This is a genomic window from Streptomyces cynarae (assembly GCF_025642135.1).
Classification (GTDB): Bacteria; Actinomycetota; Actinomycetes; order Streptomycetales; family Streptomycetaceae; genus Streptomyces; species Streptomyces cynarae.
Genome location: NZ_CP106793.1, coordinates 3146770 through 3159276, shown reverse-complemented (window position 1 = coordinate 3159276; position 12507 = coordinate 3146770). Strand labels below are relative to the sequence as shown.

Annotated in this window: 9 protein-coding genes, 1 tRNA gene and 2 pseudogenes; 9 read left to right on the top strand and 3 right to left on the bottom strand. The window is 69.8% G+C overall.

Features of this window, described 5'->3' with window-relative positions; all coding sequences use genetic code 11:
• Positions 1-264: 264 nt before the first annotated feature.
• From N8I84_RS14705 to N8I84_RS14695, 3 genes are all read left to right on the top strand, one after another.
• Positions 265-465 carry a hypothetical protein gene (locus tag N8I84_RS14705; RefSeq protein WP_263229955.1) on the top strand — a complete coding sequence of 67 codons (201 nt, stop codon included), beginning with the start codon at positions 265-267 and terminating at the stop codon, positions 463-465.
• A gap of 639 nt (positions 466-1104) precedes the next feature.
• Positions 1105-1533, top strand: a complete 429-nt coding sequence (locus N8I84_RS14700) for a hypothetical protein (RefSeq protein WP_263229954.1) — start codon at positions 1105-1107, stop codon at positions 1531-1533.
• A 258-nt stretch (positions 1534-1791) separates the two neighbouring features.
• A complete protein-coding gene (locus tag N8I84_RS14695) occupies positions 1792-2376 on the top strand; it encodes a hypothetical protein (RefSeq protein ID WP_263229953.1) in 585 nt (194 codons plus the stop codon).
• Between the two features lie 230 nt (positions 2377-2606).
• Here N8I84_RS14695 and N8I84_RS14690 read toward each other — a convergent pair whose 3' ends face one another.
• Positions 2607-2948, bottom strand: a complete 342-nt coding sequence (locus N8I84_RS14690) for a DUF5713 family protein (RefSeq protein ID WP_263229952.1) — start codon at positions 2946-2948, stop codon at positions 2607-2609.
• 175 nt (positions 2949-3123) lie between these two features.
• On the opposite strand from N8I84_RS14690, the gene N8I84_RS14685 reads away from it, so the two are divergent.
• Entirely contained in the window at positions 3124-3540 is a 417-nt protein-coding gene (locus tag N8I84_RS14685) for a hypothetical protein (protein ID WP_263229951.1), read from the top strand.
• Positions 3541-3644: 104 nt separating this feature from the next.
• Positions 3645-4298 carry an ATP-dependent DNA ligase gene (locus tag N8I84_RS14680; protein WP_263229950.1) on the top strand — a complete coding sequence of 218 codons (654 nt, stop codon included), beginning with the start codon at positions 3645-3647 and terminating at the stop codon, positions 4296-4298.
• A 296-nt stretch (positions 4299-4594) separates the two neighbouring features.
• Here N8I84_RS14680 and N8I84_RS14675 read toward each other — a convergent pair.
• Positions 4595-4667: transfer RNA gene (locus N8I84_RS14675), tRNA-Arg, on the bottom strand.
• A gap of 263 nt (positions 4668-4930) precedes the next feature.
• Here N8I84_RS14675 and N8I84_RS14670 point away from each other — a divergent pair.
• The 4 genes and pseudogenes from N8I84_RS14670 (at position 4931) to N8I84_RS14655 (ending at position 11065) form a co-directional block, all read left to right on the top strand.
• A pseudogene (locus N8I84_RS14670) lies at positions 4931-6576 on the top strand (dynamin family protein).
• Positions 6577-6611: 35 nt separating this feature from the next.
• Positions 6612-8580, top strand: a pseudogene (locus N8I84_RS14665) (GTPase).
• A gap of 293 nt (positions 8581-8873) precedes the next feature.
• Positions 8874-9365 (top strand): single-stranded DNA-binding protein, encoded by a 492-nt coding sequence (locus N8I84_RS14660; RefSeq protein ID WP_263229949.1) that lies wholly within the window; start codon positions 8874-8876, stop codon positions 9363-9365.
• 293 nt (positions 9366-9658) lie between these two features.
• Positions 9659-11065: a thioester domain-containing protein gene (locus tag N8I84_RS14655; protein ID WP_263229948.1), complete on the top strand. Its 1407-nt coding sequence runs from the start codon at positions 9659-9661 to the stop codon at positions 11063-11065.
• A 62-nt stretch (positions 11066-11127) separates the two neighbouring features.
• Here N8I84_RS14655 and N8I84_RS14650 read toward each other — a convergent pair whose 3' ends face one another.
• Complete coding sequence (locus tag N8I84_RS14650) at positions 11128-12504, bottom strand: FAD-binding oxidoreductase (protein WP_263229947.1); 1377 nt, start codon at positions 12502-12504, stop codon at positions 11128-11130.
• Positions 12505-12507 lie beyond the last annotated feature (3 nt).

Below are 12507 nucleotides of genomic sequence, written 5' to 3'. Positions count from 1 at the left end.
GCCGTCAGTGCTGCCGCGTGGGCTCCGGACTCTGCCGGCTTTGCCGCAGCGGGCGCCCGCGTCACTGCTGCTACCTCGTCTGTCACTGTTGGTCGCCGTCGACCGGCCGCGGGCAGCCTGGAGACGCCCCAGGGCGTCCTGGCTGTCGCGGTAGCTCATGCCATGAGGCCTCTTGACTGCAAGCCGTGGTGATGTGGAGCAGAGTGTCTGCAGGGGGGCCGGTGGGGAAGAAACCAGAGCGGGAGGGAGAACAGGAGGACCGACGTGACCGTCCTCGCGATCTTTCTCTTCATCATCGGGACGCTCCTGATCCTCATCGGGGCGCTCCTCATCCTGATCGGGACGTTTCTGATCGCACTCGGGGCGACCTTGATCCTGACGGGGCTCGCCCTGATCGCCGTAGGCGCGTTCTTGCTGATCCGGAGAGTCCTCGGACGTGATCGAAGGCGATCGCACTCCTGGTGAACCCAAGGACGGCCCCCAGCACAGCCACAGCTGATCACCGGCGGCCATGACCTGGGGTCGCCACGGGAGGGCGCTCGTGCGTGAGCACGGCGTCACGAGTTCGACCTATACCTGACCTTGGTGCGGTGACCTGGCGTTGCTGCGGCCGGACGGGAGTGCTCGTGTACGCCCCCGTCCGGTGTCATCGATGTCAGCCGTGGCTGTGAGGCCCCTGCTTGATGCGAACCGTGGACGCATAGGTCGCTGAGGTCTGCCGTGCTGGCCAGGCGAACAGTAAGGGGTATGGCCGGTGGGGGCCGGTCGGACGGGGTTGCTGTACTTCCCTGCTCTACAGCCGCGCATCTCCAAGCGCAGGTCGCGGGAATGACACGCGTTGATCACGCTGGCGTCGCGGCTCGAACCCCGTTCACACTGCGACCTTGACTTGAAATTAATCTTAGGTGAGCCTTACCTAAGTATCATCTGTGATCGCCTTAGGAGTCGTCTGTGTCCGTGCTGCCCTCGGAGCCATCCGTGTCCCCTCAGGCGGCGCCCACCAGGCGGTTGGGGCTGTACGACACATGGTGGACGGTCGGAGCGGCCGCGCTAGTCGTCTGCCTGGGCCTCTCGGCCTGCACATGGATATCCCTGCATGTGAGAGTGGACGCCACCCTTCACGCCGTGGCGCTTTTTGCCCACCTGGCCTCACTCGTGCTCGGCTTCGGGGCCGTCCTGGTGGCCGACTACCATGCGCTCCTGTATCTGGCAGGCCGGTGCACCTTGCGCGACGCCCTGAACAGCACAGCCCACCTCCACGTCCTGATCTGGAGCGGCCTCGCCGGGCTCGTGGCCAGCGGCGTAATGCTCCACCCAAACCTTGGCTCCGCCCTGACCCGCATGAAGTTGGGGCTGGTGCTCGTCCTCACTCTCAACGGCCTCCAGGCCGGGCTCCTCAACAGACGCATGATGCAACAGGGCGGTGCCGTGGTCACACCGCGCCTCCTGGCTTGGGGAGCCGCGACGGCTCTGGTGTCTCAGACCTGCTGGTGGGGCGCCGTGGCAATCGGCTTCCGCAACAGTCAGTACTGAGGTCGGCGGAGTCTCAAGGACCGAGTCAAGCCTGTGGGGCGTCGCTCATCGGTTGAGAACGGCGCCCTGTGCAGGCGTTGTGTGACGTTGCCCCTCGATGCGAACTACGGGCACGGTGGTCACTGAGGTCTGCTCGGCTGGTCGGCCGGTCGTCTGTGGCCTGTGGCAGTCGGCTGTGGTCGCGGTGGTTGCTGTACTTCGCTGCTGTACAGCTCCAAGTGGTCCGAATCTTCCAGCCGCCCACGTAGCCTCATCTGCGTGTATGACGACTGGTTCGAGGACTACGAACTGAACAGCCAACAGCAGGCGGTCGTGGACGTCGTGAGGGAGTCCGCCCGCTCCTGGCCGGAATGTCGACCCGCTGACACCGTCGTGCTCGTCTTCGGGCCGGACGAAGACGACGAGGAGGACGTAGCCCCTGCCGCACGGGAGTCTCGGTGGGAGCCCCCAACTGAGCACACGGCCTACCTCACCGCACTGGACGAGGCGCTGGACCGGGGAGAAGAGGTTCTCACGCTCATAGCGGATCTGGTCGATCGGCGTGAAAGGGACAGGGGCCTGATCTTCATGACGTTGGGCGCGACTGTCATAGGTAACCGGCTCTTCTGCAGCGAACGCCACAGCCAGAACTACCAGACTCCGGAACCGACCAGGAATGTGGCGCTGCTTACTGCCGCCGGCCCCCCGGAACATCTCGGCCGGATCGCTGCCGCCTGGTTCGAGGAGATCATGAACCGCCTCATCGTCTCTTCTCACCCGGTCGTGGGTGGCGGATACAGATTCGTCCCTCCGGGCACTGCACTTCCGCCAGGACATCGCTGGGTGCGCAACGGACCCCAGTGATCAACCCATTTCGAGGAACGTTGCAGAGCGCGTCAGAACCCGAAGAAGTGAAGGGCCGGGTCTCTGACCTGCGGCCGTACAATCGATCAACGCTGCGACCTGCGGCTTAGCTGTCGCTGGTTGTAAGCGTTGGTCGTCGTTGAGCGCCCTCGCACGGCCCACAGACGGCCCGGGACTGCGCCGGAGCTGACTGCGTCTACCAGCGTGGATCAGGGTGACCCGGTACCAGGTCACCAATCGCGGGTTGCGATCAGCGTCTCTACGTCAGCGTCCTGGAAGCCATAGGCCGATGCTACGAACCAGAAGTCTTCGGCGATCACTTCCCGGGCAACCGTCTCGATCTCGCTGCCTGCTGCCTCGAACTCCGCTTCCAGGAGGTTGAACTCCTCCGTCGCGGCCTGGGCGAGTGCGTACAGCGACGCCACATCCGTCGGTCGTTCGGCCTCGATCCGCTCACACAGACGGATCATGATCGCCTTGCCCTTATCGACCACGTGATCCGGGAAGTACCCGTCCGAGTACAGGCCTCGCAGAAACGCGTGCCCTGCCACCTGCTCGTTTGTGATGGCCATGTTGCGTGCCCCATTCCCCGGATTGAACCGATGCGCAGATCATGCAGCACGCCACTGACAAGGTCGGCGGAGTCTTAATGACTCAGTCAAGCGTGGTCTCCCACGTCGAGGAGCACCGGTCCAGAGCCGACTGACGTCGATGGTCCCCCACGGTCGGCTCGACTACCCTGCGGGTGTGCGTGCTGAAGAGGTCCGCCGCTGGATCGCGGAACACGATGCTTCGATCAGCACGGTCGAGCTTGCTTCAGCGTTCGATGCTTACCTCTGCACCCTGCCGTGGGCGGGCCATGGCATCGACTGGCGAGGCTTGCCGTGTCGATCCCTCGGGCTTCAGGGTGTCTCAGATGAGGAGGCAGTGGCGTGGGCAAGGATGACTCCTATGGGCGCCCATGATCACGTCCTGTTGATCGATTCCGCGTCCGAGCCGGGCGTCATCTGTGCTTTCGACGATGCGCTGCGCGACTTCGAGCTGCTATCGAATCGTCCAGAGCTCTACATGTGCGGAGTGGACCTCTCGGGAGGGCTGCCCGAACCGGCCTTTGGGCACTTCATCGAGCGCCGTGCGTTCATGACCCTCAATGCGCGGCTGTGAGGCGCAGCCGGCGGCGGGCTCAACCTCCTGCTGAGGCAATGGCCCTCCCTGGTGGTGTGGTTGTGAAGGGCCGGTTGTCGCGGAGCAGGGCCCACAGGACATCGATGCGTCGGCTCCGTGTGGCCGCGCATGCCGGTGTCCTGCAAGCCGACAGGCAGGAGTTGCTACGTGAGCCGTACGCACGTCGACGCGAGAAGCTGGAGGGCCTGTTCCGCGAGCATGGGCTGATTACGCCGTGGACGCTGTGTCCCGAGACAAGCGACGTCCGGACTGCACAGGAGTGGCTGGCCTCCTGGACGCAGGAGCCAGGCCTTGAGGGGCTGGTGATCCGCGGGAGGGACCAGCGATACCTTCCGGGCGTTCGGGGTTGGCACAAGATCCGCCGCAGGAACACGACCGAGGGCATCGTCGGGGCGATCACCGGCACCCTGCCCCGCCCGCAAAGCCTCTTGATGGGCCGCTACGACCAGGACGGAGCCTTGCATCTGGTCGCCCGTAGCACCCAACTGTCCCCTGAGTCGGCCCGGCGTGTCGCCGGCAGGCTCACCGCTGCCAGGCCGGGGCACCCGTGGGAGGGCGTGCGATTCACCACGTCGTGGGCGTCTCGGACACCGCTCGACGTCGTCCTCGTCGAGTCCGCACTGGTCGCGGAGATCGACGTGGACACTGCCCAGGACAGGGGGGCCTGGCGGCACCCGGTGCGGTTCATCCGCCTCCGTGAGGACATGGCGCCACAGGACGTTGCTGCCTTCGGCTAGGGCGCCGTGCCGGCCGCCGGGTGACCGCACGGTCGGAGCTGCCCTGTACACCTCGAGGCAGCTTCGGGACGTCGATAGCGATCCTCGCGGTTACCTCTCCGCCCTGCCTGAACGGCCTGACGGTGCTCGGAGAACTTCTCCGCGTATTCACCGCAGCCACCCGCAGAAACCCGGTGACGGCCGGACAGCGCCGGACTCTCCCCGCGACCACCAGGAGCGGTCCGGCGCTCTTCTGCGTAGACCTGCACCCACCCTGACCAGCAAAAAGCCCTCCCCGAAGGGAGGGCGGAAACGTGCGCCCCCGGCAGGACTCGAACCTGCGGCCAAGCGCTTAGAAGGCGCCTGCTCTATCCACTGAGCTACGGGGGCCTGTGGTGGCCTGTCGTGGGGCCCGGACGGGCTGATCCGTGACCTTGCCGGGGACAAGGATAGGGCTCCCCGGGCCCTTGTCCCTGTTGCTTCGCCTCCGTGGCTCCATGTGGAGGTTCAGTGAAGCGGTCCGATAATCGCAGGCAGGTGCGAATCCTGCATCGCTTTTGGCGTTCCACGCCCCGGGTGTTGTGCACTCGTTATGCCTGCGTCCCAGTCGCCCCATCCGTCCCGTCTGTCCTTCGGCGCGCAGACATCGTCATATGCTTCAGAAAGCTTCCAAAGTTGGGCATTCTTCGCATGTGGTGACCTTGGACGTACGGCCTCAGCTGCTCGACGCACTCTCCGCCCTGCGCGACCGTGTCGCCGCCGCACGCTTCCCGCTGCCCCTGGCCGGGGCTCCACGCGCGCGTGCGAACCGCGACGAGCTTCTCGCACAGCTCGACGACTATGTGGTGCCCCGGCTGAGAGAGCCTGAAGCGCCCCTTCTGGCCGTCATCGGGGGATCGACCGGGAGCGGCAAGTCGACGCTCGTCAATTCCCTGGTAGGGCGCAAGGTCAGCGAGGCGGGCGTCCTGCGGCCCACCACCCGAACGCCCGTCCTGGTCTGCCATCCGGGGGACCACCACTGGTTCAGCCGTATGCGCGTCCTTCCCACCCTTTCGCGCGTATGGGTGCCCCAGCAGGAGTCCGGCGACGACCCACGCACCGCTGTGGGCCGCGAGGAGCGGGTGCTGCGCATCGAGACAGCCGACACGCTCCCGCGCGGGCTCGCCCTCCTCGACGCGCCCGACATCGACTCCCTGGTCGCGGGCAACCGGATCCTCGCCGCCGAGCTGATCTGCGCCGCAGACGTCTGGGTGCTGGTCACCACCGCCGCCCGCTACGCCGACGCCGTGCCCTGGCACCTGCTGCGCACCGCCAAGGAGTACCGCGCGACCCTCGTCACCGTGCTCGACCGGGTACCGCACCAGGTCGTGTCCGAGGTGTCGCGGCAGTACGCCGCCCTGCTCACCAAGGCCGGGCTCGGCGACGTCCCCCGGTTCACCGTGCCCGAGCTGCCCGAGTCCGCCTGGGGCGGGGGGCTGCTGCCCGCCACCGCCGTCGAGCCGCTGCGCTTGTGGCTTGCGAACCTGGTCCGGGATCCCGCCGCCCGGGAGGCCGCCATGGCACGGACGGCCCAGGGAGTCCTCGACTCGCTCAGGGCCCGGCTGCCGGAACTGGCCGGCGCCGCCGCCGCCCAGTACGCCGCCACTCTTCGGCTCACCGCGGCCGTCGACACCGCGTACGACAGCGAGTGCGCGCGCGTGCGGGAGCGGCTGGAGTCCGGGGCCGTCCTCGCCGGCGACGCCCTGAAACGCTGGCGCGGCCACCCCGTGGACTGCACCGCCGGGGAACTGCTGGACGCCCTCGTCGACAGCCTCGGCGCCCTGCTGCTGTGCGCGATCGCAGCCGCCGACGAGCGCGTCGAGGATGCCTGGCGGCGCGAACCCGCCGCGGCTACCCCGGAATTGATGCAGCGCGACCCCTCGCTGGAGAGCGCCGAGCACCGCATCGGGATGACCGTACGACGCTGGCGGCGCGTCCTGGAGGAGTACTCCGAGGAAGCGGTGCGCGACCTGGACAAGAGCACCGCCCCGGACGCCGAGGAGGTGGCCGCCCTCGTCGCCACGGCCCTGCTCGGCGGAGGGCGGGCGCGGGCGGCGGCGAGGGGCTTGCCGAGCGGATCGGCGCGCATCGGGCGCTGCGGCTGCGCGACCGCGCCGCGCGGCTGCTCTCGGAGTATCTCGACCGGGCCCTGCGCACGGAACGCGAACGCCGCCTCGCCCCCCTCGACGCCCTCGATGTCCACGCCGAGCCCCAGGCCGAACTCATCGCCGCGCTGTCCGTACTCGAGAAGGAGAGGTGACCGCGGTGACCGCTGCCACGGATCACACCGATCACATGGGTCACGCAAAAAGTCCCGGACATGAGCTCGCGGAAGGGGCCGTCGCCACCGCCGAGGAGCGGGCGGGCGACGGACGGTCAGCCGGCGAGTACGCGCGCGGGGAGCACGATTCCGCGGCGGAGCGGACCGGTGCGGACACCGGCGTGCCGCACGGCTCTCGGATGGGCGTCCCGAAGGCGTCGACCGGGGGCCCGGCCGACGACGGCCTGCACGCGCACGTGCAGCACGGCGACCCGGCGGCGCATACGGAGGCCGTGCCCGTCTGGGACGACGGACTGATCGCCCGCCGCATGCCCGGTACGGCCGTCCCGCCGGACGGCACCACACCGGACGAGCCGGGTGCCGCGGCCGTACGGCAGCCCGCGCCGCTCGCCTACGACGGGCCCCTGCGCTTCCGGCTGGACGCGCTGCGCGAACTGGTGGGTCTGTCGCGGACCAGGCTGGACAGCGGCACGCTCGCGGAGGCGGGCCGGGTGCTGGACGAGGCGGCCGCGCGGCGCAGGCTCTCCGGGGAGCACACCGTGGTCGCCGTCGCGGGAGCCACCGGCAGCGGGAAGTCGACGCTCTTCAACGCGCTCGCCGGCGTGCCCTCTCCGAGACCGGGCTGCGCCGGCCGACCACCGCCGCGCCGATCGCGTGCAGTTGGAGCGACGGCACGGGCCCGCTGCTCGACCGCCTGGGCGTTCCGGGGCGGTTGCGTCGACGCCCCGTGCCCAACCCCGAGGGCGAGGCGCGGCTGAGCGGCCTCGTCCTGGTCGACCTGCCCGACCACGACTCCGCGGCCGTGGAACACCGGCGGCAGGTCGACCGCATCCTGGCCCTCGTGGACGCGGTCATCTGGGTCGTCGACCCCGAGAAGTACGCCGACGCCGTCCTCCACGAGCGCTATCTGCGGCCCCTGGCCGGGCACGCCGAGGTCATGTTCGTCGTCCTCAACCAGGTCGACCGGCTCCCCGGGGAGGCCGCCGAGCAGGTCCTCGACGATCTGCGGCGGCTGCTCGACGGGGACGGGATCGCCTTGGGGGAGTACGGCGAGCCGGGCGCGACCGTGCTGGCGCTGTCGGCGCTCACCGGCGAGGGCGTGGGGGAACTGCGCGAGGCGCTCGGACAGTTCGTGGCCGAGCGGGGGGCTGCCGTGCGCCGTGTCTCCGCGGACGTGGACGTGGCCGCCGCTCGGCTTCGGCCCGTCTATGCCACCGCGGGCCGTGCCGGGCTCACCGAGGAGACGCGTGAGGAGTTCTCCGGGCGGCTCGCGGACGCGGTCGGCGCGACCGCTGCGGGGAGGCCGCCGAGCGCGCCTGGCTGCGGCACGCCAACCGCGCGTGCGGCACGCCGTGGCTGCGGCTGTGGAGGTGGTACCGGGACCGGCGCGAACCCTCCACGGGACGCCTGCCGGTGCCCGCGCCCCCGGACGAGGAGGCCACCGCGCGGCAGCGCGTCGAGCAGGCCGTGCGGACGGTGGCGGACCGGGCGACGGCCGGGCTGCCGGCGCCGTGGGCCCAGGCGGTGCGCGAGGCCGCGGTACGGGGTGCGCAGGGGCTGCCGGAGGCGCTGGACGAACTGGCGGTGCGCACCACCCTGCCCTCGGGTCGGCCGCCTCGGCCCGGCTGGTGGCGGGTCGCCGTGCTCGCCCAGGCGTCGATGACGCTTCTGCAACTCATGGGGACTCTGTGGTTGGTGGGGCAGGTCGTCGGATTCATGCCGTCGGGCCTCTGGGCGTCGCTGCTGCTGTTGCTGGTCGGCCTGGTCGGTGGTCCGGGCGTCGAGTGGGGCTGCGGGGTGGCGGCCCGCGGACCGGCCCGGCGGTACGGGCTCGAGGCGGAACGGCGGCTGAGGGACGCGGCAGCCGCGTGCGGACGGGCCCGGGTCCTGGATCCGGTGGCGGCGGAACTGCTGCGGTACCGGGAAGTGAGGGAGCAGTACGCGAAGGTGGCGGGGGCCGGGGCGGGGGCGCGGGTGGGGTGAGCGTCGTGCGGCCGTCGCGTCGGAGAGCTGACGGAGGCGTCGCACGGGGACGGGAAGGGGCGGAGGCGCTCGTTCGGGTGGCGGAGTTTTCCACAACCGGGCGGTAGCCCACAGGGCCCAGCGGGCTCGGGCCGACGGAGGCAGTCTGGCTTCGCGGCGATCGCGGACGAAGCGGTCGCCGTACGGCGGCGGCAGGCGACAGGGCGTGGCCGCCGCGGCAGACGCATCCGTGCGGGACAGGCCCGTACGCGTTCGGCTCCGGTGCGCGGCCGGAGCGAGGGAGGGGATTCGCCATGAACGAGACGACGGTGTGCGTGGTCGGCAACGTCGCCACACAGCCGGTGTACCGGGAGTCGCCGTCGGGACCCACCGCCCGGTTCCGGCTGGCGGTGACGGCGCGGTATCTGGACCGCGAGAAGAACGTGTGGACGGACGGGCACACCAACTTCTTCACGGTGTGGGCCCGGCGCTCGCTGGCCACGAACGTCGCCGCATCGGTGGCGGTGGGGGATCCGCTCGTCGTCCAGGGGCGGTTGAAGGTGCGGACCGAGCAGCGCGACGGGCAGGGCTGGCTGTCGGCGGACCTCGACGCGGCGGCGATCGGCCACGACTTGTCCCGCGGCACGTCGGCCTTCCGGCGGTCGTCGCGGCCCGAGGCGCAGAGCGGCGTGACGGCGCAGCCGGAGCCCAACTGGGAGACGGAACCGGCGAGTCGGACGCCCGAGGAGACACACCCGCGAGAAGGGGCGGAGCAACCGCAGCCGGAGCCAGCCGGAGTGACGTGACGTCAGGCACAGCAGTCATCGTCAGGCACAGCAGTCATCGTCCTGGCCCAACTGCCGCTCATCACCGCAAGTATCGCCCAATATGCTGACGCTTCCTGCCCTAAGGGCGATAGGCGCAGCTCACAGGCTGTGTGAGCGATAACGATTGCGAGTCGGATCGGCTGTTGGGTCACATGATCGGGGAGCGGGGTGCGTGGCGTCCTTAGGATGCCGGGCATAGCTCTCGGGGCTTCTGATTCTGCTGGTGGGACCACGCACCCCACGTCAACGGGTCCTGCTCGAAGGGGAATTCTGTGTTTGCTGCGTTCTCTGCGCCGTCCGCGCGCAGGCGAGGGGCCGCCCGCCTCGCTGCCGCGACGCTGGTGTCCGGACTCGTCGCGGCGGGCCCGCTGGCCGCCGCGGGGGCGACGGCCGCCGACGGGACGCCGCAGAGCGAGGGCGGGGCGACCGCGACCATCGGCGGCCTCAAGACCTACGGGGCCGCCGTCGTCCACGGCGGCGGCACGGACGAACAGCTGTCGGCGGGCCTGTTCGAGATGTCCGTCGACAACGGCGGCACCCTGCAGACGTACGGCATCGACATCCACAACCCCACGCAGAAGGAGGCCAGGTACCACGAGACGTCGTGGAGCGGCACGTCCCTGAACGGCAACAAGAACGCCGGAAAGATCCGCTGGATCCTGCAGAACTCCTACCCGCAGGTGAACGACCTGGCGCGGTTGGCGGCCGAGGCCGGGGCCAAGGGCCTCACCGAGCAGGACGCGGCGGCCGGCACCCAGGTGGCGATCTGGCGCTTCTCGGACGGCGCCGACGTGGACGCGGTCGACCCGCAGGCCGAGAGGCTCGCGGACTACCTGGAGAAGCACGCACGGAGCCTCCCGGAGCCCGCGGCGTCCCTGACCCTCGACCCGCCGGCCGTCGCGGGCCACCCGGGCGAGAGGCTCGGCCCGGTCACGGTGCACACGAACGCGGACAGCGTGACGGTGACCCCGCCGGCGGACGCCGCCACCACGAAAGTGAAGATCGTCGACAAGGGCGGCAAGCCGGTCACGACCGCGACCGACGGCAGCCGGATCTACTTCCAGGTGCCGAAGACGGCGCAGCCCGGTTGGGGACAGCTGACGGTCCAGGCGTCGACCACCGTGCCGGTAGGCCGGGCCCTCACCTCCGAGACCCGCAGCCAGACGCAGATACTCGCCGGCTCCAGCGAGTCCACCGTCTCGGCCACGACCACGGCGGCCTGGGCAGAGAAGGGCGCCATACCGGCTCTGTCGGCCGAGAAGAACTGTGCCGAGGGCGCTGTGGACATCTCCGCCGTGAACAAGGGCGACAAGGCGTTCACGTTCGATCTGATGGGCGCCGAGCACACGATCCCGGCAGAGGCGTCACAGAAGGTGACCATCCCTTTGCAGGAGGATCAGCCCTACGACTTCACGATCAAGGGCCCGGCAGGTTACAAGAAGTGGGTCAAGGGCGTCCTCGACTGCAAGACGGAGACCGCCGCGGGCGGACTGAAGATCCAGACGCTCAGCCGGCCCAGCCCTGCCACGGCGGGCGGCACGGCAACGGACACCAACCTCGCCGAAACGGGCACGTCGAGCGCCACCCCGCTCATCGCGGGCACGGCGATGGCCCTGGTCCTGGTCGGCGGCACGGCGCTGCTCCTGGTCCGCAGGAAGCAGACGTCGACGCACGACTGAGCGATACGAAGCGGTCCGAGTCACGGAACGCCATCGAACATGGCTGAGAATATGACTGAACGTCACGGTGAGGCATCCTCAGGTGACAGATAAGACCAGAAGACGCCCTCCGGGTCGTACGTCGTCTTGAGGCTCTGCAGTCGCTGCCAGTCGTCCGGGGCGAAGGACCGGCGGGCACGGGACGACGCGGCGGTGAGGTCGGCCTCGGCGATGTAGTGCCCCGTCCCCAGGGGTTCGATCGCGTGCATGGCTTGACGCAGCCAGTCGATGTTGACCGCGTCTTGGCGGTGATCCTGCCAGACGGCGTACAGAGCGACGTAGCTGTTCCCGAGCGCGGAGAAGGCCATGTCCCCGGGTGGTCGGCCCGCCGGCGAGACCGGCGCCAGGATCAGCGACCTGCTCGACGGCGCCGCGTCGAAGACATCGGCGAGTCGCCCCAGCAGCGTGGGGAAGTCGGCGTCCGACCACAGCGTGTCCGCCGCATAGCGGTGCTCAGGACCCCAGAGGGTGGCGGCGACGTCGTACAGGGTCTCGAACGTCGCCGGCTCGTCCAGCCGACGGGAGAGGGAGCGTTCGGCGAGGGGACAGGTCCGGAGCGGTCCCAGGGAGTCGTAGGCCTCTTGCTTGCAACGGGCGAAGGCGGTCCCCGTCACGGTCACCACTTTCGGGCCGGGCGCCGAGCCGGGGTCCGCCGTGGCGAGGGAGAAGCTCAGCTCGACGCTCGGGGGGAGCTCTGAGGACGCCCCCATGGCCCAGTGCGTCACCTCGACGACGTCCGAGAGGGGGAAGGTCCACGTGGTGCTGGTGATCGCCTCGGGGCGCGGATACAGCCTGAGGCGGAAGGCGGTGACCGCGGCGAAGAAACCTGGACCCGCTCCGCGTGCCGCCCAGAACAGGTCACGGTGTTCACGCTCGTTGCAGGTGATCGGCTCGCCGTCCGCGGTGACGGCCTCGATGTCCGTGACGTCGGCGCAGGCCGGTCCACGGATTCCGGAGTTCCATCCCAGTCCTCCGCTGAGGAGGTACCCGCCGACGGCGACGGACCCGCAGTGGCCCGTCGGGAAGGCGAACCCGTGACGGCCGAGTTCGGGAGTGAGCTCCCGGCCCGTTATCCCGGGCCGCACCGTCGCCGTCGCGGATACCGGGTCGACCGCACACGTGCGGAGTCCGGACAGGTCGATGAGCATGCCGCCGTCGCGCAACGGTGACCCGCACCAGCTGTGTCCTCCCGACCGCATGGCGACCCGGAGTCCCTGGGCGCGGGCCAGGCGGACCGCCTCCACGACGTCGTCGGCCGAGGCCGGGCGGACGATGACGTCCGGGAACCGCGCCGGTGTGAGCCCGTTCCACACCGCGGCGGTGCGGATGTCTTCGTAATCGGTGTCGCCCCGTCGCACCGACATTCCCGCGAGACGGTGAGTTCGGGTGTGCCGCTTCATCAC